Here is a 22,333-nt window from a genome sequence, read left to right as displayed (position 1 = left end):
CCGCGGATGCGCGTGTCCCGGGCTTCCGCTTCGGCGGCCCCTTCCCGTGAAACCCTTGTGGAGCTTGTGGCCCGGGTACCGGAAGAGGGGCTGCCCGGTTCCGGTACCGCCCGGTAGGGTGCGGGTCCATGGGTGGCGAGAGCACGACGCGTACGGCCCCGCGCAGCGGCGGCACAGGCACCGGCACGGGCCAGGCGGGCAGCAGGACCGGACACCGGTTGTCCGGGGTGGCGGTGGCACTGGGACTGGTGCTGTTCCTCGCCGGCTTCGCGTGGGCGGCGGTGGTCTACCGCCCGTACACCGTGCCCACCAGTTCCATGACGCCGACCATCAACATCGGCGACCGTGTGCTGGCCCAGCGCGTCGCAGGCGACGAGGTGCGCCGCGGCGACGTCGTCGTCTTCACCGACAAGTCCTGGGTGACCAACGCCCCCGTGGTCAAGCGCGTGGTCGCCGTCGGCGGCGACACGGTCTCCTGCTGCAAGCAGGGCAAGCTGACCGTCAACGGCAAGCGGATCGACGAGCCCTATCTGAAGGGCGGTCTCGCCGAGGCCACGAACTTCCCGACGGTGAAGGTGCCCGAGGGCCGTCTGTTCCTGCTCGGCGACGAGCGGCAGGGCTCCCTGGACTCCACCGCCCACCTCACCGACGCCGCGAAGGGCACCGTCTCCCGCGACGCCGTGACCGCCCGGGTCGAGGCCGTCGTCTGGCCCATGAACGGCATGCTGGAGCGTCCCTCGGGCTTCCAGGCACTCGGCACGCTGTCCCAGCCCGGCCCGCTGCGCACGATGGTGCTCCTCATCGTCGTCGGGGCCGCCCTCGTTCTCGCCGGTGGCGCCTACGGCCCGATCGCCAAGCTGCTGGGCGGCTCGCGGAGCCGTGGCCGGACGGAGCCCGCCGGTGCCCGCTGAGGCGGCGGACACGCCTTCGGCCTCGACGGGCGGGGCGGAACCGGCTTCGGCGTCGGAGAATGGGGTCGACCCGGCTGGGGACGGCGGCGGGCTGCGGAGGGTGGCCCGGGTGGTCCTGCTCGACCCCGAGGACCGCATCCTCCTGCTGCACGGGCACGAGCCGGACGATCCGGCCGACGACTGGTGGTTCACCCCCGGCGGCGGTCTGGAGGGCGAGGAGACGCGCGAGGAGGCCGCTCTCCGGGAACTCGCGGAGGAGACGGGTATCACCGAGGTCGAGCTCGGTCCGGTGCTGTGGCGCCGGACGTGCTCGTTCCCGTTCGCGGGCCGACGCTGGGACCAGGACGAGTGGTACTACCTGGCCCGTACGACCCAGACGGCGACCGCGGCGGTGGCCCTCACCGAGCTGGAGCGGCGCAGTGTCTCCGGAGCGCGCTGGTGGACGTGCCGGGAACTGACCCGGGCGCATGAGACGGTGTATCCGACCAGACTCGCCGAGCTGCTGAGCACACTGCTCGACGAAGGTCCGCCGGCCGGGCCCGTAACCCTGGACACGGAAATCGTCTAGGGCTCCGCGGGACTGGCGCACAATGGGGGGACCGCACGGCTGAAGGGGAACATGCCATGAGCGCCGAGGACCTCGAAAAGTACGAGACCGAGATGGAGCTGAAGCTCTACCGGGAGTACCGCGATGTCGTCGGTCTGTTCAAATACGTGATCGAGACCGAGCGGCGTTTCTACCTCACCAACGACTACGAGATGCAGGTCCACTCGGTCCAGGGTGAGGTGTTCTTCGAGGTGTCCATGGCGGACGCCTGGGTGTGGGACATGTACCGGCCGGCCCGTTTCGTGAAGCAGGTACGCGTCCTCACGTTCAAGGACGTGAACATCGAGGAGCTGAACAAGAGCGACCTGGAGCTGCCGAGCGGTTGATCGCCGGTCTCCGTCTCTCGCCTCGCTCACCCGTGTGAGTGACGGAGTTGTCCACAACCGCCGGGTAGCCCACCAAGATCCACTCCTTCGGAGCGGATGCGTGACCGTGGGCGCCGGAGGTGGTGCCGACATGAACGCACGCAGTGCACTCGGCAGGTACGGGGAGCGGCTGGCCGCGCGACGGCTGGCCGAGGGCGGAATGACGGTCCTGGCGCGCAACTGGCGCTGCGGCCGGACCGGCGAGATCGACATCGTCGCCCGGGACGGCGACGCCCTGGTCGTCTGCGAGGTGAAGACCCGCAGGGCGGGGGCCTTCGGCCGGCCGATGGCCGCCATCACGCCGCAGAAGGCCGAGCGGCTGCGGAGCCTGGCCGAGCGCTGGATCCACACGCACGGAGGGGCCCCTCCGGGCGGCGTCCGCATCGACCTGGTCGGCATCGTCCTGCCCCGGCGCGGCGCGCCCGTGGTCGAGCACGCGCGGGGGGTGTCCTGATGGGATTCGCCCGAACGTGTGCGGTCGCCCTCGTCGGCGTCGAGGGCGTGGTCGTCGAGGTCCAGGCCGACCTGGAACCCGGCGTCGCGGCCTTCACCCTGGTCGGCCTCCCGGACAAGAGCCTGACGGAGAGCCGCGACCGGGTGCGGGCGGCGGTGGCGAACTCCGGCGCCGAGTGGCCGCAGAAGAAGCTCACGGTGGGGCTGAGCCCGGCCTCGGTGCCGAAGGCCGGCAGCGGTTTCGACATGGCCGTCGCCTGCGCGGTGCTCGGTGCCGCGGAGCGGATCGACCCACGGGTCCTCGCCGACATCGTGATGATCGGAGAGCTGGGTCTGGACGGGCGGGTCCGCCCGGTGCGCGGCATCCTGCCCGCGGTGCTGGCCGCGGCGGACGCGGGGTACGAGCAGGTGGTCGTACCCGAGTGCGCCGCCGCCGAGGCCTCGCTCGTGCCCGGCGTCTCCGTGCTCGGCGTCCGCAGCCTGCGGCAACTGATCGCCGTGCTGACCGACGAGCCCGTCCCCGAGGAGGAGCCGGAGGAACGGGGGCGTCCGGACCCGCTCCTGGCCGGCCTGCGCGTGCCGGGCACCGGCGCGGCCACCGGCATGCACAGCGTGGGCGCCGCGCAGCAGGACCACGGGCACGACCTCGCCGACGTCGTCGGCCAGTCCTCGGCGCGTACGGCGGTGGAGGTCGCCGCGGCGGGGGGACACCACCTGTTCCTTGAGGGACCGCCGGGCGCGGGCAAGACCATGCTCGCGGAGCGGATGCCCGCCGTCCTGCCCCCGCTCGGCCGCGCGGAGTCGCTGGAGGTCACGGCGGTGCACTCGGTGGCCGGACTGCTGCCACCCGGCAGACCGCTGATCGACACGGCCCCCTACTGCGCCCCGCACCACTCGGCCACGATGCAGGCCCTGGTCGGCGGCGGCCCCGGCGTGGCCCGACCCGGCGCCGTGTCGCTGGCCCACCGGGGCGTGCTGTTCCTGGACGAGGCCCCGGAGTTCAGCGGCCGGGTGCTCGACGCCCTGCGCCAGCCCCTGGAGGCGGGTCATGTCGTGATCGCCCGCAGCGCCGGGGTCGTGCGGTTCCCGGCCCGGTTCCTGATGGTGCTCACGGCCAACCCGTGCCCGTGCGGGCGTTTCTCGCTGCGCGACTCCCTGTGCGAGTGCCCGCCCTCGGCGATCCGCCGCTACCAGGGCCGGATCTCCGGCCCGCTGCTCGACCGGGTCGACCTCCGGGTCGAGGTCGACCCGGTCACCCGGGCCGAACTCAGCCGGCGCGGCGCCGCCGGGGAGTCCACGGCGACGGTCGCCGACCGGGTACGTACCGCCCGGGAACGCGCGGCGGCACGGCTCACGGGCACGCCCTGGCGCACCAACAGCGAGGTGCCCGGGAGGGAGCTGCGCAACCGCTGGCACGCGGCACCCGGCGCGCTGGACGAGGCCGACCGGAATCTGGAGCGCGGCGTCCTGACCGCCCGCGGTCTCGATCGCGTCCTGCGGGTCGCCTGGACCGTGGCGGACCTCGTCGGCCACGACCGGCCCGACGCGACCGACGTCGCCCTGGCCCTGCACCTGCGCACCGGAGTGCCGCGGGGCGTCCCGATGGCGATCGGAGCGCTGACGTGAGCACCGAGGACGGCCCCGACGCCGAACTGCTCGCCCGGGTCTTCCTCGGCCGGGTCCTCGAACCCGGGGACGAGGTGGGCGGGCGGTGGGTGCGCGAGTTCGGGGCGGTGGAGGTGGCGCGCCGGCTGCGGGAGGACGGCCCGCGCCCGGCCGGGGTGTCGGACAAGCGCTGGGCGGGGCTGCGCGCGCGGGCCGTCCGCGCCGCGCCCGAGCGGGATCTGGATCTGGCGCGGAGCGCCGGCGTGCGGTTCGTGCGGCCCGGCGACACCGAGTGGCCCGCGCAGCTCGACGACCTGGGGGACGCGCGCCCCACGGGGCTGTGGGTGCGCGGCAGGCCCAGCCTGCGGATATGGGCGCTGCGCTCGGTCGCGGTGGTGGGCGCCCGGGCCTGCACGGAGTACGGGGCCCACATGGCCGCCACCCTCGCGGCCGGTCTGGCCGAGCGCGGCTGGGTCGTGGTCTCCGGCGGGGCCTACGGCGTCGACGGTGCGGCCCATCGCGGCGCGCTCGGCGCGGGCGGCGCCACCGTCGCCGTACTGGCCTGCGGTGTCGATCGGCCCTACCCGCGCGGGCACACCGGGCTGATCACCCGCATCGCCCAACAGGGCCTGGTGGTGGGGGAGTTGCCTCCCGGCGAGCATCCGACGCCGAGCCGGTTCGTGGTCCGCAACCGGGTCATCGCGGCGCTCACCCGCGGCACCGTGGTCGTCGAGGCGGCCTACCGCAGCGGTTCGCTGGTCACCGCGCGGGCGGCGCGGCGGCTGGGGCGCCACACCATGGGGGTCCCCGGACCGGCCACCAGCGTCCTCTCCGCCGGGGTGCACGAGCTGCTGCGCGACGGAGCGGGACTGGTCGGGGACGCCGCGGAGGTGATCGAGCTGGTCGGCGACATGGGCGAGCTGGCACCGGACCGGCGCGGGCCGGTGCTGCCCCGTGACCTGCTGGAACCGGACGCCCGGCAGGTCCTGGCCGCCCTGCCCGGCCGCGGTGCGGCCACGGCGGCCGAGGTCGCGCGCGGGGCCCGGACCACCCCGGACGACGCGATCGCGAGACTGTACGAACTCCGATCACTTGGGTATGTCGAACGACAGGGCGACGGCTGGAAGTTGACACGCCAGGCGATGATCTCCGTTCAAGCCGGGCGGAGCGAGTGCTGACCGAGCGTGTTCGGCCGTCCGGGGGAATGCCGACGGCTGGCGGAATCACCGCAGTTGAGAGTGGTGTCGGTCACCGGCGGTGACGGGCGCGACCGGCGCGGGACACCCAACGGAACGAATCTGCGCACGCCTCGCGCCCCGCCGTTCGCGCACCGCGACACCCCAGTCACGCTACGCTCACGAGGATTCCGACACAGAAACCCGATGCCGGCACCAGACCGACACCCTCACCCAGGCTCCCGCACTCCACGGCAGAACGGCACAAGGCGACGAATGCCCCAGCACACCTCCGGGTCCGACCGGGCGGCGATCCCCCCAGCCGCCCGCGACGGTGGCAGCGTGCGGCCGCCCGCTCCCTCGACGCTCGACGAGTTGTGGCGGTCGTACAAGGCGACGGGGGACGACCGGTTACGGGAGCAGCTGATCCTGCACTACTCGCCCCTGGTGAAGTACGTGGCGGGGCGGGTCAGCGTGGGGCTGCCGCCCAATGTGGAGCAGGCGGACTTCGTGTCCTCCGGGGTCTTCGGGCTGATCGACGCGATCGAGAAGTTCGACGTCGACCGCGAGATCAAGTTCGAGACCTACGCGATCACGCGGATCCGCGGCGCGATGATCGACGAGCTGCGGGCGCTGGACTGGATCCCGCGGTCGGTCCGGCAGAAGGCGCGCAACGTGGAGCGGGCCTACGCGACCCTGGAGGCGCGGCTGCGGCGCACGCCGACGGAGGTGGAGGTGGCCGCCGAGATGGGCATCGCGGTGGACGAACTCCACGCCGTGTTCAGTCAGTTGTCGCTGGCCAACGTGGTGGCCCTGGAGGAGCTGCTGCACGTCGGCGGCGAGGACGGGCTGAGCTTCATGGACACGCTGGAGGACACCGCCGCCGACAACCCGGTGGAGGTCGCCGAGGACCGCGAGCTGCGGCGGTTCCTGGCGCGGGCGATCAACACCCTGCCGGAGCGTGAGAAGACCGTCGTCACGCTGTACTACTACGAGGGCCTCACGCTCGCCGAGATCGGTAACGTGCTCGGGGTGACCGAGAGCCGGGTCAGCCAGATCCACACCAAGTCGGTGCTCCAGCTGCGGGCGAAACTGGCGAGCTTCGGCCGCTGATCACCAGCGGCCGCCCCAAGTCCGCCCACCGTCGGTGCCGGTACCACCCGCCGCCCAGGACGTCCCGGCCTTCCGGCCTTCCGGCCTTCCGGCCTTCCGGCCTTCCGGCCTTCCGGCCTTCCGGCCTTCCGGCCGTCGTGCCCTCGCCCGCCCGCCCGTCGGGGTGAACGGGGCGAAGCCCGGGGCGGGTCGTCCCAAGGCGCTCCCGCCGTGCGGGGCGCGTCCGTACAGTGGTCGACGTGCCAAGGATTCGAGCGGCCTCCGTGGCCGAGCACCGGTCGATGCAGCGAGCCGCCCTCCTGGACGCGGCGCGGACCCTGCTGTCCGAGGGCGGGACGGAGGCGCTGACCTTCCCGGCCCTGGCCGAGCGGACGGGACTGGCGCGCTCGTCGGTGTACGAGTACTTCCGGTCCCGGGCCGCCGTGGTCGAGGAACTGTGCGCGGCCGACTTCCCGCTGTGGGCGGCGGAGGTCTCGGCGGCGATGGAGCGTGCGGCCGGCCCGGAGGCCAAGGTCGAGGCGTACGTCCGCAAGCAGCTGGAGCTGGTCGGGGACCGGCGGCACCGAGCCGTCGTGGCGATCTCGGCGAGCGAGCTCGACGCGGGGGCCCGGGAGAAGATCCGCGCCGCGCACGGTGGGTTGATCGCCATGATCGTCGAGGCGCTGGCCGAACTGGGGCACGCCCAGCCCCGGCTGGCGGCGATGCTGCTCCAGGGAGTCGTCGACGCGGCCGTGCGCCGGATCGAGCTGGGCGCGGCGGAGGATCCGGCGGCCATCGCGGAGGCAGCCGTGAGCATGGCCCTCAGGGGCGTACGCGGCTGACCCGCACGGACGCCGGCCGCACCGCCTCCGCGCGCTCGCCCACGCGGCCCAGCGCCCGACGGCCGTCGTCCCTCGCCCCGCGGCACCCGTCCCCACCGAGCAGCACTCGCCGCAGTCCGCGGGCGGCCGGCGGACTCCCGCTCCAGCCTCGCCCCTGGCGGAGCACTCACCGGACCGGCGGTATCACCTCCGCGCCGGGCCGCTCGCCCCTGGCGGAGCACTCACCGGGCCGGCGGCATCGCCCCCGCCCCTGTCCCTGACCCTCCTTCCGCTCCCGTGCTCGTCCCGGCGCGGGGCGGCGGCACTCCCAGGACCGGCAGCAGTCTCGACGGGCCCGGGTGGAGCAGCCACGGCGGGAGCAGGCTCAGGGGGTTCAGGTAGGTGTCGCCTCGGAGCAGGCCCCAGTGCACGCACGGGGCCGTGCAGTGCGAACCCGTCGCTTCGACCGTGCCGACCACCTCGCCCGCCGTCACCTCCGTGCCCTCGGCGACCGACGCCCGAACCGGTTCGTAGGTCGTCCGCAAGGGCGGCTCTCCCGTGCCCGTGAGTGCCACGGAGACGACCCCGCGGCCCGCGACCCGCCCCGCGAAGAGCACCCGGCCCGCGGCGACCGCCCGTACGGGACCACCCGCCGGCGCGCCGAGGTCCACCCCGCGATGCCCCCGGCCGTACACCGTCGCCGGCGGCTCCCAGCCCCGCAGGACCGGAGGACGTACGCCCACGGGCCACGCGCGCCCCACGGCCGGGACCGGCGCCCCCGGGACCGACGCGCCCGGATCCGCCGTGGCCGCGGACCCGGGCGGCGGTGCCGGACCGCCGCCCCTACCGCCACCACCGCCGCTGTCGTCGCCGCCACCACCCGCCCAAGCCGTCCACCCCGCCGACGCCACGACGCTCACCGACACCAGCACACTCACCACCGCACCGAGCAGCGATCGGCGCGACCCCCGCGATCCGCCCGCCCGACTCGTCGTCCTCGTCCGCATGTGATCCATGCGCCCACCGTCCCGCACCCCGCCGATCACGGCCGGGATCTGTGGACAACCCACCGGTTGTGGACAGCGGCGTCACCCGGGGCCTCCCGGGTCCCGTACACTTCTGGTGGCGATCCGGGTCACCGGGTCGACTTCGCACGCCCCGACATCCTGGCCGGAGACGGTCGGTGTCAGCGCCTCTCGGTCCTCAGCGGCACGGCGCGTTGTGGGCGTCAGGCGCGGAAGCCGTCCGGCATCCGCGGCACAACCGAGAAATTCAAGGAGATACGGCCATGGCCGTCGTCACGATGCGGGAGCTGCTGGAGAGCGGCGTCCACTTCGGTCACCAGACCCGTCGCTGGAACCCGAAGATGAAGCGCTTCATCTTCACCGAGCGCAACGGCATCTACATCATCGACCTGCTCCAGTCGCTGTCGTACATCGACCGCGCCTACGAGTTCGTCAAGGAGACCGTCGCCCACGGCGGCACGGTCATGTTCGTCGGCACGAAGAAGCAGGCGCAGGAGGCCATCGCCGAGCAGGCCACCCGCGTCGGCATGCCCTACGTCAACCAGCGCTGGCTGGGCGGCATGCTCACCAACTTCTCGACCGTCTACAAGCGTCTGCAGCGCCTCAAGGAGCTCGAGCAGATCGACTTCGAGGACGTCGCGGCCTCCGGTCTGACCAAGAAGGAGCTGTTGGTCCTCTCCCGGGAGAAGGCCAAGCTGGAGAAGACCCTCGGCGGTATCCGCGAGATGCAGAAGGTGCCCAGCGCCGTCTGGATCGTGGACACCAAGAAGGAGCACATCGCGGTCGGTGAGGCCCGGAAGCTCAACATCCCGGTCGTCGCCATCCTCGACACCAACTGCGACCCCGACGAGGTCGACTACAAGATCCCGGGCAACGACGACGCGATCCGCTCCGTCACCCTGCTCACCCGCGTGATCGCCGACGCCGTCGCCGAGGGCCTCATCGCCCGTTCCGGCGCCGCGGCCGAGGGCAAGGGCGAGAAGGCGGCGGGCGAGCCGCTCGCCGAGTGGGAGCGCGACCTGCTCGAGGGCGAGAAGAAGGCCGAGGAGGCCCCCGCCGCCGCCGAGGCGCCCGCTGCCGAGGCGCCCGCTGCCGAGGCGCCCGCTGCCGAGGCGCCCGCCGCCGAGGCCCCTGCTGCGGAGGCCCCCGCCACGGAGGCTCCGGCCGCCGAGGGCGAGCAGGCCTGACCCGTCGGCGTTGACGGCGGGAGCGCCGACATGAAGTCCGCTCCCGCCGTTCACCCGTAGGCCAGCGGTGCGTCAGCGGCCTCCCTCTCCATGGGAACCGCAGACCCCCTGATCTTCGATCTTCCAGACTTCGAGAAAGACTCACAGACTCATGGCGAACTACACCGCCGCCGACGTCAAGAAGCTCCGCGAGCTCACGGGCGCCGGCATGATGGACTGCAAGAAGGCGCTGGACGAGGCCGAGGGCAACGTCGAGAAGGCCGTCGAGGCGCTGCGCATCAAGGGCCAGAAGGGCGTCGCCAAGCGCGAGGGCCGCTCCGCCGAGAACGGCGCCGTGGTCTCGATCATCGCCGACGACAACTCCTCCGGCGTCCTCGTCGAGCTGAAGTGCGAGACGGACTTCGTCGCCAAGGGTGACAAGTTCCAGGCCGCCGCCACGGCGATCGCCGAGCACGTCGCCAAGACCTCCCCGGCCGACCTGGAGGCCCTGCTCGCCTCCGAGATCGAGGCCGGCAAGACCGTCCAGGCCTTCGTGGACGAGGCCAACGCCAACCTCGGCGAGAAGATCGTCCTGGACCGCTTCGCGCAGTTCGCCGACGGCTACGTGACCGCGTACATGCACCGCACGATGCCCGACCTGCCCCCGCAGATCGGTGTCCTCGTCGAGTTCGACAAGCCGAACGCCGAGGTCGCCAAGGGCATCGCCCAGCACATCGCCGCCTTCGCGCCGAAGTACCTCGCCAAGGAGGACGTCCCGGCCGAGGTCGTCGAGTCCGAGCGTCGCATCGCCGAGGAGACCACCCGCGCCGAGGGCAAGCCCGAGGCCGCGATCGCCAAGATCGTCGAGGGTCGTCTGAACGGCTTCTTCAAGGACGCCACCCTGCTCGGCCAGCCGTACGCCCTGGACAACAAGAAGTCCGTCCAGAAGGTTCTGGACGAGGCCGGTGTCACCCTGAAGCGCTTCACGCGCATCAAGGTCGGCATCTGAGTCCGTACCGCGACGGACGCCCGACCCGGATAGGGTCGACAGCAGTCGTCCGTGTGGCTCGCGGATGCGTCACGAACGCACGCGCGCGTGACGGACGACAGCAGATCTGACGAGGAGGCCATTGCCGCGCATGGGATGCGAAACACTCCCCACCGGCAATGGCCTTCTTCGCATGTGCACCACGTAAAAGAGGCGGGATCTCCATGACCACCAAGGCCCAGAAGAGCGACGACGGCAAAGTACCCGGCCGGTTTCTGCTGAAGCTGTCCGGCGAGGCCTTCTCCGGCGGTGGGGGCCTGGGCGTGGACCCCGATGTGGTGCACGCCATCGCCCGTGAGATCGCGGCCGTCGTCCGGGACGGCGCCGAGATCGCGGTCGTGATCGGCGGCGGCAACTTCTTCCGCGGCGCCGAGCTCCAGCAGCGCGGCATGGACCGCGCCCGCTCGGACTACATGGGCATGCTCGGCACCGTGATGAACTGCCTCGCCCTGCAGGACTTCCTGGAGAAGGAAGGCATCGACAGCCGGGTCCAGACCGCCATCACCATGGGCCAGGTCGCCGAGCCGTACATCCCGCTGCGCGCCGTGCGGCACCTGGAGAAGGGCCGCGTGGTCATCTTCGGCGCCGGTATGGGAATGCCGTACTTCTCCACCGACACCACCGCCGCCCAGCGCGCCCTGGAGATCGACGCCGAGGCGCTGCTGATGGGCAAGAACGGCGTGGACGGGGTGTACGACTCCGACCCGAAGACCAACCCGGACGCCGTGAAGTTCGATTCGCTCGGCTACGGCGAGGTCATCACGCGCGACCTGAAGGTCGCCGACGCCACGGCGGTCACGCTGTGCCGCGACAACAAGCTCCCGATCGTCGTCTTCGAGCTCCTGAAGGAGGGCAATATCGCCCGCGCCGTCAAGGGTGAGAAGATCGGCACGCTCGTGGGCGACCACGGCAGCCGGGACTGACCGCAGAACCATCCGGTTCCGGAACCGACCGGAGTCGTCCGGTCCGCGGAACGGCACCTGCCCGGGGACGGGCGGGACGGACCCGGCCGGGGGATGGACAATGTCCTGCCGGTCGGGAACCGTGCAGGAAGAAGACGCGACGCAGCCGGCCGCCGCCCCGACAGGGAACAGCAGCCGGGCCTACTCACAGACACGCAGGAGCAAGTGGTGATCGAAGAGACCCTCCTCGAGGCCGAGGAGAAGATGGAGAAGGCCGTCGTGGTCGCCAAGGAGGACTTCGCCGCGATCCGCACCGGCCGTGCGCACCCGGCGATGTTCAACAAGATCGTGGCCGACTACTACGGCGCGGCGACGCCGATCAACCAGCTGGCCTCGTTCTCCGTGCCGGAGCCGCGCATGGCCGTCGTGACCCCGTTCGACAAGAGCGCGCTGCGCAACATCGAGCAGGCGATCCGGGACTCCGACCTGGGCGTCAACCCGAGCAACGACGGCAACATCATCCGTGTGGTGTTCCCCGAGCTCACCGAGGAGCGCCGCCGCGAGTACATCAAGGTGGCCAAGGGCAAGGGCGAGGACGCCAAGGTGTCCATCCGCTCCGTCCGCCGCAAGGCCAAGGACGCGATCGACAAGCTGATCAAGGACGGCGAGGTCGGCGAGGACGAGGGCCGCCGTGCGGAGAAGGAGCTCGACGACCTCACCGCGAAGTACGTGGCGCAGGTCGACGAGCTCCTGAAGCACAAGGAAGCGGAGCTGCTCGAGGTCTGATGAACGACTCTTCCTGGGGAGCGCCGCAACAGGCCGGGTACTGGGGGTCCGCGGACCAGGGACCCGTGCAGGGGGCCGTCCCGGCGGGTCCCGCGTACGATGCGCACAACGCCCAGCAGACTCGCCCCATGCCCGTCGTGCCCGACGTGCCCGTTCACGGCGGAATCCAGGATGACGACCGGGGGGCCGCGCGGCTGAGCGGCCCCTTGTTCCGCCCCGACGACCCGCCGCAGCCGCAGCCGTACGACGCAGTCCGGCCGCGGCCCTACGACACGCCGCAGACGTCTTCCTTCCCCGGGCCGGCGTCGCAGAATCCGGAGCCCATGCCCGACGCCCCGCAGCCGGCGCCGCCCGCACCGCAGAAGAAGAGCGCGGGCCGCGACCTGGGCGCTGCCATAGGAGTCGGTGTCGGGCTCGGTGTCGTGATCATCGCGTCGCTGTTCGTCGTCAAGGCCGTGTTCGTCGGTGTCGTCGCCGTCGCGGTCGTCGTGGGGCTGTGGGAGCTGACCAAGCGGCTGGAGGAGCGCAAGGGCATCAGGGCGCCGCTCGTCCCGCTCGCGGTCGGCGGTGCCGCGATGGTGGTCGCCGGATACGTCCGGGACGCCGAGGGCGCCTGGGTCGCGATGGCGCTGACCGCGCTCGCGGTCCTGGTCTGGCGCATGACGGAACCGCCCGAGGGCTATCTGAGGGACGTCACGGCGGGTGTCTTCGCCGCGTTCTACGTGCCGTTCCTGGCCACGTTCGTCGCGATGATGCTCACCGCCGAGGACGGCCCCTTCCGGGTGCTGACGTTCCTGTTGCTGACCGTGGTCAGCGACACCGGCGCGTACGCCGTCGGCTGGCGCTTCGGCACGCACAAGCTCGCCCCGCGCATCAGCCCCGGCAAGACCCGCGAGGGCCTGGTCGGCGCGGTCTCCTTCGCCATGGTGGCCGGGGCGCTGTGCATGCAGTTCCTGATCGACGGCGGCAGCTGGTGGCAGGGTCTGCTGCTCGGCCTGGCGGTCGCCGCCAGCGCCACGCTCGGCGACCTCGGCGAGTCCATGATCAAGCGGGACCTGGGCATCAAGGACATGGGCACACTGCTGCCGGGCCACGGCGGCATCATGGACCGCCTGGACTCGCTGCTGCCCACCGCCCCCGTGGTGTGGCTGCTGATGGTGCTCTTCGTCGGGGGCGGCTGACCGAGGACGGCGCGTACCCGTACGTACCCGTACGTGCGGAAGGCATGAGGGAAGGGACCCGCGAGGCCGTGGCCGCGGGTCCCTTCCCCTTTCCGTCGGGCTCCGTCCGTGGCTCTCCGCCGGTGTCAGTTCTCCAGGAGCGCGGCCGTGAGGGCGTCGGGGCCCGGGTCCGGGGCGGTGGCGACGGCGGCGGGGGAGCGCCGGACCGCCACCATGGCCACGTCGTCGGCGAGCCGGGCACCACCCACGTACCGCCGCAGATCCGCGTGGACGGCGGTCAGCAGGGCGTCCGGGGGCAGGGCGGTCCAGCGCCGCAGCCGGTCGGCGAGGGGGTAGAAGTCGCCGGACGGCCCGCGGGCCTCGGTCACCCCGTCGGTGTAGAGCAGCAGGGTGGCGCCCGGCGGGAAGTCCGCCTCCTCCACCACGACGTCCCCGCCGTTGAGGTCGGCGAGGCCGAGCGGCGGCACCGGCACCTTCGGTTCCAGGGCGCGGACCGTCCCGTCGTGCAGGAGCAGCGGCGGCGGATGCCCCAGATTCGCCAGGCGCATGGGGCCGTCGTCGGGCAGCTCCACCACGACCGCGGTGACGAACGACTCCTCGCCGGGCGGGCTGCCCGCGCCGGGAATCGCGTCCGCGTCGTACGGGACGCCCGCGCCGATCACCACGTCGGTGCCGTACGGAACGCCGGCGACCTTGTCCGCGTCCCGCGCGGTGCCCGGGCCGGGGGCGGTGTCGGCCGCCTCGCACAGTTCGCGCATCTCCTCCCGGAAGGACGTCTCCAGCTCGCGCACCACGTCCGGCAGCGGGCTGCCGTGGCGTACCGAGTGCCGGAAGTCGTTCAGCACATAGCTGACCATCTGCAGCGCGGCCAGCCCCTTGCCCTGCACGTCGCCCAGCAGGATCCGCGCGGACGAGCCGCAGCGGGCGACCGCGTACAGGTCACCGCCTATGGCGGCCTCCTCGTCGGCTGCCAGATACAGCGAGGCGAGGTCGAAGGGGCCGAGCCGGCACGGCAGCGGGCGCAGCAGGACGCGCTGGGTGACCTGGGCGACCCAGCGGGACCGGGCCAGTTCCCGCTCCCTGCGCATCCGCACGGCGCTGGCTGCCAGGGCGGCCACGCTGATCAGCGTGATGGTGCCCAGCTGCACCGGGAAGTTGGCCCTGTCGAGTATGTCGTTCGCCGCGGACGCGCCGACCACACAGGGCAGGGTCACCGCGATCACCACCAGGACGCCGGTGGGGCTGCAGAAGACGGCCGCGAGGGCGGGCGCCGCCACCATCAGCGCGCCGAAGCGGACGTCCTCCGGCGTCAGCATGTCCACCACCAGCAGGATCACCGGGAGGAGCGACAGCGCCACCGTGACGGTCGCGGGATGACGCCAGACGCGGGCACCCGCCAGTCTGCCGATGACGTCCCGCACTCCGACCACCTCCAGCCGCACGTCCCGTACGCCCCACCCGCCGTCCCTCCAGGGAACGCGGTGGACTTCACCACCACAAGGGGCCGATCGGCACCTCAAAGGGCCGATCAACCCAATACGTACGCATTCGGCGCATACGCGGTCCCCGGATGCACGCCCCGCACACCCGAGGCCGGGATCGGGGCCAGGAGGCGTGCCGGCAGTGGTCGGCGTGACCGCTCGTGGGTGGTCACGGCGAGACTGCGTCAAAGGCGCAACGAGCTGTCTAGCGGGACCCGCGGCGCAGGCTTCGCACGGCGAGCGGCACCGACAGGAGGAGCAGGGCACCTTCGAGGGCCAGGCTGACCAGCCCGAGCGGTTCCGTCCAATTGCCGACGTCCTCGGTGTAGCCGGGCAGTCCCGGCCCCCTGGAGAGGACGTACCCCAGCAGAGGGCCGGCGGCGACCCCGATCGCCAGCAGCCATCCCAGCCGGACGAGACCGACCAGGAGCAGCGCTGCGGCGACCACGGCCGCGACCTCCAGGACGTGGTAGGCGACGCCGATGTAGTAGGGGTCCCTCGTCGCCGTGATGCCGCCCTGGTCCACGACATGGACGGTGGCCACCGCGAGACACAGCAGAACCCCCGCCCACCTGGCCGGCCAGGCGGCCTCCGGCGTCATCGCGATGCGGTGTGTCATGCGCAGACCCCTCCTCCCTTCCTCGGCGGAGCGGGTCCGCCGTGCCGCGATCCGTCCGGTCAGTGGGATTCCGAAGATGCGGCGCGCCGCACCCCTGTCAGGTCCCAGCCTCAGCGGAGGGCGGCCCGCCGTCGCCCCCGACGGCGCGGACGAGTGACACGGGAGAGGCGCCGTCGCGGCCGGCTCCCTTCCCGGGCCGTCCCTGGCCCTCCGAGGTCGCCCGGTGACGACTGCCGACGACGGTCGTCGCCGGCGACACCCCCAGGTCACCCGATTGGATCTGCGACACTGGTACCGCCATGCCTAAGCCCGGAGAACTCACTTTCGTCGCCCCGCGCGGAGCCAAGAAGCCGCCGCGGCACCTTGCCGATCTCACTCCTGCCGAGCGCAAGGAGGCTGTCGCCGCGATCGGCGAGAAGCCGTTCCGTGCCAAGCAGCTCTCGCAGCACTACTTCGCGCGGTACGCGCACGACCCGGAGCAGTGGACCGACATCCCCGCCGGGGCGCGCGCCAAGCTGCGGGAGGCGCTGCTGCCGGACCTGATGACGGTGGTGCGGCACCTGTCGACCGACCAGGGCACCACACGCAAGACGCTGTGGCGGCTGTTCGACGGCACCCTCGTGGAGTCGGTGCTCATGCGCTACCCGGACCGGGTGACCATGTGCATCAGCTCGCAGGCCGGCTGCGGTATGAACTGCCCGTTCTGCGCCACCGGCCAGGCCGGTCTGGACCGCAATCTGTCGACCGCCGAGATCGTGCACCAGATCGTGGACGGGATGCGGGCCCTGCGCGACGGCGAGGTCCCGGGCGGCCCCGCGCGGCTGTCGAACATCGTCTTCATGGGCATGGGTGAGCCGCTCGCCAACTACCGGCGCGTCGTCGGCGCCATCCGGGCCCTGACCGACCCCGAGCCGGACGGGCTGGGCCTGTCGCAGCGCGGGATCACCGTGTCCACCGTCGGTCTCGTCCCGGCCATCCACCGGTTCGCCGACGAGGGCTTCAAGTGCCGCCTGGCCGTCTCCCTGCACGCGCCGGACGACGAGCTGCGCGACACCCTCGTACCGGTGAACACCCGGTGGAAGGTGCGCGAGGTGCTGGACGCCGGGTTCGAGTACGCGGCCAGGTCCGGGCGCCGGCTGTCCATCGAGTACGCGCTGATCCGGGACATCAACGACCAGGCGTGGCGCGGGGACCGGCTCGGGCGGCTGCTCAAGGGCAAGCCCGTGCACGTCAACCTCATCCCGCTGAACCCGACGCCGGGCTCCAAGTGGACCGCGTCCCGGCCCGAGGACGAGAAGGCCTTCGTCGAGGCGATCGCCGCCCACGGTGTGCCGGTCACCATCCGGGACACCCGGGGCCAGGAGATCGACGGGGCGTGCGGGCAGCTCGCCGCCACGGAGAGGTAGCGGCCGGACGGCTGCCACCGGGACGGGGCGGGTTGTGCCACCGGGACGGGGGGTAGTCTGAGGCCGTCCATATATCAACATCTTCATATTCCGACAGGGGAGCGCCACAGCGCTGAGAGTGCGGCAATCGGGCCGCAGACCCTCCGAACCTCGCCCGGGTCATTCTGGGTAGGGAGATCGGTCTTCACTCGAGCTGTTGCGCCCTGCCCGGGAACCCGCGGACACCGTCCGCCGGACCCGGGCAGGGCCGCGTCTCTTCCTGGCCAACCCCAGGAGGAAAATCCAGTGCACACCAAGACCTTCGTGGCCGTCGGGCTCGGCCTCGTCACGCTGTCCGCCTGCGGATCGTCGAACGGTTCCGCGGGCGGCAGTGGCGGCGACACCAAGACCGTGACCCTGGTCAGCCACGACGCGTGGGCCGTGTCGAAGAACGTCCTCAAGGAGTTCGAGAAGCAGTCCGGGTACAAGGTCAGGGTCCTCAAGGACGGCGACGCCGGACAGGCCGTCAACAAGGCCATCCTCACCAAGGACAACCCGCAGGGCGACGTCTTCTTCGGCGTCGACAACACCCTGTTGTCCCGCGCCCTCGACAACGGGCTGTTCCAGCCGTACCGGGCCAAGGGACTCGACCAGGTCGGCGCCGCCTACCAGCTCGACCGGGCAAAGCACCGGGTCACCCCGATCGACTACGGCGACATCTGCGTCAACTACGACAAGGAGTGGTTCGGCAAGCACAAGCTGACCCCGCCGCAGTCCTTCGACGACCTGGTCAAGCCGGCGTACAAGAACCTGCTCGTCACCGAGAACGCCGCCACCTCGTCGCCCGGCCTCGGCTTCCTGCTCGGCAGCGCCGCGAAGTACGGCGACGGTGGCTGGTCCGGCTACTGGAAGAAGCTCAAGGCCAACGGCGTCAAGGTGGTCGACGGCTGGGAGCAGGCCTACAACGGGGAGTTCTCCGGCTCCGCGGCCGGCAGGAAGGCCAAGGGCGACCGGCCGCTCGTGGTCTCCTACGCCTCCTCCCCGCCCGCCGAGGTCGTCTTCGCCGACCCCCGGCCGAAGACCGCCCCGACCGGGGTCGCCACCGGCACCTGCTTCCGGCAGATCGAGTTCGCCGGGCTGCTGAGCAACGCGAAGAACGACAAGGGCGGCAAGGCGCTCGTCGACTTCCTGATCTCCAAGAGGTTCCAGGAGGACATGCCGCTGAACATGTTCGTCTACCCGGTGGTCGGGGGCGCGAAGGTGCCCGCCGAGTTCACCCGGTACGGCCCGCCCGCCAAGGCCCCCGAGACCATGGCCCCCGGCAAGATCGCCGCCGACCGTGACCAGTGGGTCAAGTCGTGGACGTCGCTCGTACTGAAGTGACCCCGCGCGAGGGCCGTGCGCCGGTGCGCACGGGGAACGCGGCGCGGTTCGGCCTGATGGCCGTGCCCGTCGCGTTCTTCGCGCTGTTCTTCGCCTACCCGGTGGCCGCGATCGTCCGGCGCGGCCTCCGGGTCGACGGCGTCTGGCGGTTGGGGCGGCTCGTGGACGTGCTCGGGCAGCCCGACATCCGGCACGTGCTGTGGTTCACCACCTGGCAGGCGTGCGCCTCCACCGCGCTCACCCTGCTGGTCGCGCTGCCCGGCGCGTACGTCTTCGCCCGCCTCGACTTCCCGGGCCGGCAGGTCCTGCGCGCCGTGGTCACCGTGCCCTTCGTGCTGCCCACGGTCGTCGTCGGCACCGCCTTCCTCGCCCTGGTCGGGCGCGGCGGGCTCCTCGACCAGCTGTGGGGCGTACGGCTGGACACCACGGTCTGGGCGATCCTGCTGGCGCACGTCTTCTTCAACTACGCCGTCGTCGTACGGACCGTGGGCGGTCTGTGGGCCCAGCTCGACCCGCGGCAGGAGGAGGCCGCCCGGATGCTCGGCGCCTCACCGATGCGGGCCTGGCGCAAGGTCACCCTGCCCGCCCTCGCGCCCGCGGTCGCCGCCGCCGCGCTCATGGTCTTCCTGTTCACCTTCACCTCCTTCGGCGTGGTGCAGATCCTCGGCGGCCCCACCTTCTCCACCCTCGAAGTGGAGATCTACCGGCAGACCTCCGAGATCTTCGACCTGTCCACCGCCGCCGTCCTCACCGTCGTCCAGTTCCTGGCGGTCGGCGCGATCCTCGCCGTGCACGCCCGGACCGTACGGCGGCGGGAGGCGGCCCTGAAGCTCGTCGACGCCTCCATGACCGCGCGCCGACCCCGCGGGGCCGGTCAGTGGGCGCTCCTCGCGGGCGTCCTCGGCACCGTCGTGGTGCTGCTTCTGCTGCCGCTGGCGGTGCTCGTGCAGCGGTCGCTGCAAGCACCCGGCCTCGGCTACTACCGGGCGCTGACCGACGCCGACGGCGGCACCTTCCTGGTGGCGCCGGTCACCGCCATCGGCACCTCCCTGTCCTACGCGGTCGCCGCCACCGCCGTCGCCGTGCTGATCGGCGCTCTCGCCGCCGCCGCGCTCACCCGCCGGGACGCCGGCCGGATCGTCCGCGGGTTCGACGCGCTGCTGATGCTGCCGCTCGGGGTGTCCGCGGTGACCGTCGGCTTCGGGTTCCTGATCGCCCTGGACGAGCCGCCGCTGGATCTGAGGTCCTCCTGGCTCCTGGTGCCGCTCGCCCAGGCCCTCGTCGGCGTCCCCTTCGTGGTCCGGACCATGCTGCCGGTGCTGCGGGCGGTGGACGCGCGGCTGCGGGAGGCGGCGGCCGTGCTCGGGGCGTCGCCGTGGCGGGTGTGGCGCGAGGTGGACCTGCCGATGGTGCGCCGGGCGCTGCTGATCGCCGCCGGGTTCGCCTTCGCGGTCTCGCTCGGCGAGTTCGGGGCGACCGTGTTCATCGCGCGGCCCGACAACCCGACCCTGCCGGTCGCCGTGGCCCGGCTGCTCGCACGGCCCGGCGACCTCAACTACGGCCAGGCGATGGCCCTGTCGACGATTCTGATGGTGGTGTGCGCGGCCGCGCTGCTCGTCCTGGAGCGGCTGCGCACCGACCGGAGCGGGGAGTTCTAGATGCTGCTGAGCCTGGCCGCCGTGACCGTCCGCCTCGGCGGGCGGCCCGTCCTGGACGCCGTCGACCTCGATGTCGCACAGCACGAGATCGTGTGCGTCCTCGGCCCCAGCGGCAGCGGCAAGTCCACGCTGCTGCGGGCGGTGGCCGGGCTGCAGCCGCTGGACTCCGGACGGGTGCTGCTCGACGGACGGGACCAGGCCGGGGTGGCCGCGCACCGGCGCGAGGTCGGGCTGATGTTCCAGGACCACCAGCTCTTCCCGCAGCGGGACGTCGGCGGCAACGTCGCGTTCGGGCTGCGGATGCGCGGCGCGGAGAAGAGCGAACGAGCTTCACGTGTGGGGGAGTTGCTGGAGCTGGTCGGGCTGCCCGGCGCCGGGTCGCGGGCGGTGTCCGCCCTCTCCGGCGGGGAGCAGCAGCGGGTGGCGCTGGCCCGGGCGCTCGCGCCCCGGCCCCGGCTGCTCATGCTCGACGAACCGCTCGGCCAGCTCGACCGCTCGCTGCGTGAGCGGCTCGTCGTCGAACTGCGCGAGCTGTTCGACCGGTTGGGCACCACCGTGCTCGCCGTCACCCACGACCAGGGCGAGGCCTTCGCGCTCGCCGACCGGGTGGTGGTGATGCGGGACGGGCGGATCGCCCAGTCCGGCACGCCGCTCGAGGTGTGGCAGCGGCCGGCGGACGCGTTCGTGGCGCGCTTCCTCGGCTTCGACAACGTCGTCGACGCGACCGTCGGCGGCCAGGCCGCGGTCACCCCGTGGGGCAAGGTGCCCGTGCCCGAGGGAGCGCCGCAGGGTGCCCGCACCCTCCTCGTCCGGCCCGCCGGCGTCCGTCTCGTCCCCGCCGACCAGGGCCTGCGCTGCACGGTCACCGCCCGCGCCTTCCGGGGCACCCATGTCGCGGTGCACCTCCAGCCGGACGATGCGCCCAGGCTGGAGGCGGCCTGCGCACTGCGGCACGCGCCGGAGGTCGGGGACGAGGTCGGGGTGGAGTTCGACGCGGTCGAAACCGTGGTGCTCGGCTGACCGGCCGTCCGCAGGGTGCGGCCCACGACGCGACTCGTGCGGCGCCGAGTCGGACGTGGTCGGGGACCGCGCTCTGCGGAGTTCTGGCTGGAGGAGCGGGCCACCTCCGGGTGACCGGGAACGCCGATGGCCCGTCCCCTCCTCGACCGAGGGGACGGGCCGGCGGCGTGTGCGGCGGGCGACGCGTCCGCCGCCCGTCGGTGCGCGGGGCGTCAGCGCCCGCTGTTGGCCCCGCGCCGGCGCAGGCCGAGGAAGACGGCACCGCCGCCGACGACGACCAGGGCCACCGCGATCCCGGCGATCAGACCGGTGTTCGAACTCGCGCCGGTCTCGGCGAGGTTGGAGTCACCGGCCGCGGGCGACGGAGCGTTGCTCGCGGCGCCGGCCGGAGCGGTGCTGCTCTGCGAACCGGACGGCGCCGTGGTGCCGGCCGCGGGCGCCGAAGCGGTCGGGGAGGGGGGCCTGCTCGTGGGCGTCGACGGGGTCGGGGACTTGCTCTCCTGCGTCGCGCAGGCCGTGGACGGAGTGGTCAGGTTCGGCGTGATGTCCGCGTCGACCAGCGCCTTCTTCTTGCCGCCCTTGCCGGCCTTGACGTGGACGCGGTAGATGGCGTTCGGCTCCCAGTTCTCCGTGAAGGTGACCGCGGTGCCCTTGAGCGAACCGGCGACCCGCTTCTCGCCGACCTTCCTCGCGTCCGCGCCGTTGTTCTCGAGGAACACGGAGACGACCGCCGGAGTGCCGGAGGGGTCCTTGTCGGTGACGACGACGACGCCCTTGCCGCCTTCGCACTTGGCCTCGGCGGAGAACTCGGTGATGTCGCAGGCGAGCGCGTTGCCCGCCGCGCCGAGTGCGAGGGCGGCGGACACGGAGGCGACACCGAGGGCGCGCACGGTGCGTGCGCTGCGTCGGGATATGGACAAGATGGCCACTTTGCCCTTCGGGGGATGTGCAATTGAGGGGGGTTGAAGGGGACTTGAGGCGGCCGCTAGGTGACGCCCCGGCATCCCCAGGAGCTCACAGGTGTATTGGTGGGCCCCATCAAGTGTCAATGCATATGCGCCCCGGAGGTGTTGACTTTGCCTGCTTATTAACCACCCCGATGTTTCAAGGCCTTGGGGGCCTCAACGCTGCACGGCCGCCGGGTCCATCCACATGACCTCCCAGGTGTGTCCGTCGAGGTCGTCGAAGGCGCGGCCGTACATGAAGCCGTGGTCCTGCGTCCGGCCCGTCGCCCGGCCGCCGGCCGCGACCGCCCGGTCGACCAGCTCGTCGACCTTCTCGCGGCTCTCGGCGCTCAGGCACAGCAGCACCTCGCTGGCCTTGGTCGAGTCGACGATCTCCTTCTGGGTGAAGGTCGCGTAGTGCTGCCTGCTGAGCAGCATCGCGACGATGGTGTCGCTGATCACGACACAGGCGCACTCGTCGGTGCTGAACTGCGGGTTGATGGTGTATCCGAGCTCCGTGAAGAACTTCCCGGACGCCTCGACGTCGTCGGTGGCCAGGTTCACGAAGATCATCTGCTGGTACATGCGAGGTCTCCCATCGGGTGCGTGCCGTTCGGTGGGGGTAGACCGGGAACCCGCACGAAACTCATCGGCGGGCGCAGAACTCTCTCCGCCCCGCGTCTCCGTCCCGTCCCCGACCCGCCGC

At 72.2% G+C, this 22,333-nt stretch carries 21 protein-coding genes, 1 pseudogene and 1 riboswitch; of the genes and pseudogenes, 17 read left to right on the top strand and 5 right to left on the bottom strand.

Features of this window, described 5'->3' with window-relative positions; translation table 11 throughout:
* The first annotated feature begins 128 nt into the window (after window positions 1–128).
* From lepB to ACF1A5_RS20920, 8 genes are all read left to right on the top strand, one after another.
* Window positions 129–911 (top strand): signal peptidase I, encoded by a 783-nt coding sequence (gene lepB / locus ACF1A5_RS20955; protein ID WP_392194363.1) that lies wholly within the window; start codon window positions 129–131, stop codon window positions 909–911.
* A gap of 91 nt (window positions 912–1,002) precedes the next feature.
* Entirely contained in the window at window positions 1,003–1,479 is a 477-nt protein-coding gene (locus ACF1A5_RS20950; protein ID WP_392194499.1) for an NUDIX hydrolase, read from the top strand.
* Between the two features lie 56 nt (window positions 1,480–1,535).
* Window positions 1,536–1,844, top strand: a complete 309-nt coding sequence (locus ACF1A5_RS20945) for a DUF2469 domain-containing protein (RefSeq protein WP_003993268.1) — start codon at window positions 1,536–1,538, stop codon at window positions 1,842–1,844.
* 130 nt (window positions 1,845–1,974) lie between these two features.
* Entirely contained in the window at window positions 1,975–2,337 is a 363-nt protein-coding gene (locus tag ACF1A5_RS20940; protein ID WP_392194362.1) for a YraN family protein, read from the top strand.
* A complete protein-coding gene (locus ACF1A5_RS20935) occupies window positions 2,337–3,962 on the top strand; it encodes a YifB family Mg chelatase-like AAA ATPase (RefSeq protein WP_392194361.1) in 1,626 nt (541 codons plus the stop codon). Before ACF1A5_RS20940 ends, ACF1A5_RS20935 begins: the two co-directional genes overlap by 1 nt.
* On the top strand, window positions 3,959–5,119 hold the full coding sequence (gene dprA / locus ACF1A5_RS20930; protein WP_392194360.1) for a DNA-processing protein DprA: 1,161 nt from the start codon (window positions 3,959–3,961) through the stop codon (window positions 5,117–5,119). Before ACF1A5_RS20935 ends, dprA begins: the two co-directional genes overlap by 4 nt.
* 273 nt (window positions 5,120–5,392) lie before the next feature.
* Window positions 5,393–6,229: an RNA polymerase sigma factor WhiG gene (gene whiG / locus ACF1A5_RS20925; RefSeq protein ID WP_392194359.1), complete on the top strand. Its 837-nt coding sequence runs from the start codon at window positions 5,393–5,395 to the stop codon at window positions 6,227–6,229.
* A 263-nt stretch (window positions 6,230–6,492) separates the two neighbouring features.
* Complete coding sequence (locus ACF1A5_RS20920) at window positions 6,493–7,050, top strand: TetR/AcrR family transcriptional regulator (RefSeq protein ID WP_392194498.1); 558 nt, start codon at window positions 6,493–6,495, stop codon at window positions 7,048–7,050.
* A 293-nt stretch (window positions 7,051–7,343) separates the two neighbouring features.
* On the opposite strand, the pseudogene ACF1A5_RS20915 reads toward ACF1A5_RS20920, so the two are convergent.
* Window positions 7,344–7,967: pseudogene (locus tag ACF1A5_RS20915) on the bottom strand (M23 family metallopeptidase); the annotation flags it as partial.
* 350 nt (window positions 7,968–8,317) lie between these two features.
* Between ACF1A5_RS20915 and rpsB the strand changes: the two are divergent.
* The 5 genes from rpsB to ACF1A5_RS20890 all read left to right on the top strand — a co-directional run bounded on the left by rpsB (window position 8,318) and on the right by ACF1A5_RS20890 (window position 13,137).
* Window positions 8,318–9,241: a 30S ribosomal protein S2 gene (gene rpsB / locus ACF1A5_RS20910; RefSeq protein WP_392194358.1), complete on the top strand. Its 924-nt coding sequence runs from the start codon at window positions 8,318–8,320 to the stop codon at window positions 9,239–9,241.
* A 151-nt stretch (window positions 9,242–9,392) separates the two neighbouring features.
* The gene (gene tsf / locus ACF1A5_RS20905) at window positions 9,393–10,229 is read left to right on the top strand and encodes a translation elongation factor Ts (RefSeq protein ID WP_356191738.1); all 837 of its coding nucleotides are present in this window, start codon (window positions 9,393–9,395) and stop codon (window positions 10,227–10,229) included.
* 203 nt (window positions 10,230–10,432) lie between these two features.
* On the top strand, window positions 10,433–11,191 hold the full coding sequence (gene pyrH, locus ACF1A5_RS20900; protein ID WP_392194357.1) for a UMP kinase: 759 nt from the start codon (window positions 10,433–10,435) through the stop codon (window positions 11,189–11,191).
* Window positions 11,192–11,398: 207 nt separating this feature from the next.
* Window positions 11,399–11,956 carry a ribosome recycling factor gene (gene frr / locus ACF1A5_RS20895; protein ID WP_356191161.1) on the top strand — a complete coding sequence of 186 codons (558 nt, stop codon included), beginning with the start codon at window positions 11,399–11,401 and terminating at the stop codon, window positions 11,954–11,956.
* Window positions 11,956–13,137, top strand: a complete 1,182-nt coding sequence (locus ACF1A5_RS20890) for a phosphatidate cytidylyltransferase (protein WP_392194356.1) — start codon at window positions 11,956–11,958, stop codon at window positions 13,135–13,137. The genes frr and ACF1A5_RS20890 overlap by 1 nt, the downstream gene beginning before the upstream one ends.
* Window positions 13,138–13,262: 125 nt before the next feature.
* Here ACF1A5_RS20890 and ACF1A5_RS20885 read toward each other — a convergent pair whose 3' ends face one another.
* Both ACF1A5_RS20885 and ACF1A5_RS20880 read right to left on the bottom strand, forming a co-directional pair.
* Window positions 13,263–14,558 carry a PP2C family protein-serine/threonine phosphatase gene (locus tag ACF1A5_RS20885; RefSeq protein ID WP_392194355.1) on the bottom strand — a complete coding sequence of 432 codons (1,296 nt, stop codon included), beginning with the start codon at window positions 14,556–14,558 and terminating at the stop codon, window positions 13,263–13,265.
* A 265-nt stretch (window positions 14,559–14,823) separates the two neighbouring features.
* Window positions 14,824–15,237: a hypothetical protein gene (locus ACF1A5_RS20880; RefSeq protein WP_392194354.1), complete on the bottom strand. Its 414-nt coding sequence runs from the start codon at window positions 15,235–15,237 to the stop codon at window positions 14,824–14,826.
* A gap of 299 nt (window positions 15,238–15,536) precedes the next feature.
* On the opposite strand from ACF1A5_RS20880, the gene rlmN reads away from it, so the two are divergent.
* From rlmN to ACF1A5_RS20860, 4 genes are all read left to right on the top strand, one after another.
* Window positions 15,537–16,643 carry a 23S rRNA (adenine(2503)-C(2))-methyltransferase RlmN gene (gene rlmN / locus ACF1A5_RS20875; RefSeq protein ID WP_392194353.1) on the top strand — a complete coding sequence of 369 codons (1,107 nt, stop codon included), beginning with the start codon at window positions 15,537–15,539 and terminating at the stop codon, window positions 16,641–16,643.
* 85 nt (window positions 16,644–16,728) lie between these two features.
* A riboswitch (TPP riboswitch) is annotated at window positions 16,729–16,836 on the top strand.
* A gap of 92 nt (window positions 16,837–16,928) precedes the next feature.
* Window positions 16,929–18,005, top strand: a complete 1,077-nt coding sequence (locus ACF1A5_RS20870) for a thiamine ABC transporter substrate binding subunit (protein WP_392194352.1) — start codon at window positions 16,929–16,931, stop codon at window positions 18,003–18,005.
* 56 nt (window positions 18,006–18,061) lie between these two features.
* Window positions 18,062–19,663, top strand: a complete 1,602-nt coding sequence (locus tag ACF1A5_RS20865) for an ABC transporter permease (protein ID WP_392194497.1) — start codon at window positions 18,062–18,064, stop codon at window positions 19,661–19,663.
* Window positions 19,664–20,683, top strand: a complete 1,020-nt coding sequence (locus ACF1A5_RS20860; protein WP_392194351.1) for an ABC transporter ATP-binding protein — start codon at window positions 19,664–19,666, stop codon at window positions 20,681–20,683. It abuts the gene before it with no gap.
* A 212-nt stretch (window positions 20,684–20,895) separates the two neighbouring features.
* Here the strand turns inward: ACF1A5_RS20860 and ACF1A5_RS20855 are convergent, their stop codons facing one another.
* Together ACF1A5_RS20855 and ACF1A5_RS20850 are read right to left on the bottom strand one after the other, a co-directional pair.
* Window positions 20,896–21,603 (bottom strand): LAETG motif-containing sortase-dependent surface protein, encoded by a 708-nt coding sequence (locus ACF1A5_RS20855; RefSeq protein ID WP_392194350.1) that lies wholly within the window; start codon window positions 21,601–21,603, stop codon window positions 20,896–20,898.
* 201 nt (window positions 21,604–21,804) lie between these two features.
* Window positions 21,805–22,212: a VOC family protein gene (locus ACF1A5_RS20850; RefSeq protein ID WP_392194349.1), complete on the bottom strand. Its 408-nt coding sequence runs from the start codon at window positions 22,210–22,212 to the stop codon at window positions 21,805–21,807.
* Window positions 22,213–22,333: the final 121 nt, after the last annotated feature.

This window comes from Streptomyces sp. NPDC014864 (assembly GCF_043081525.1).
Taxonomy (GTDB): Bacteria; Actinomycetota; Actinomycetes; order Streptomycetales; family Streptomycetaceae; genus Streptomyces.
This window is presented reverse-complemented; position numbering and strand designations above follow the sequence as displayed.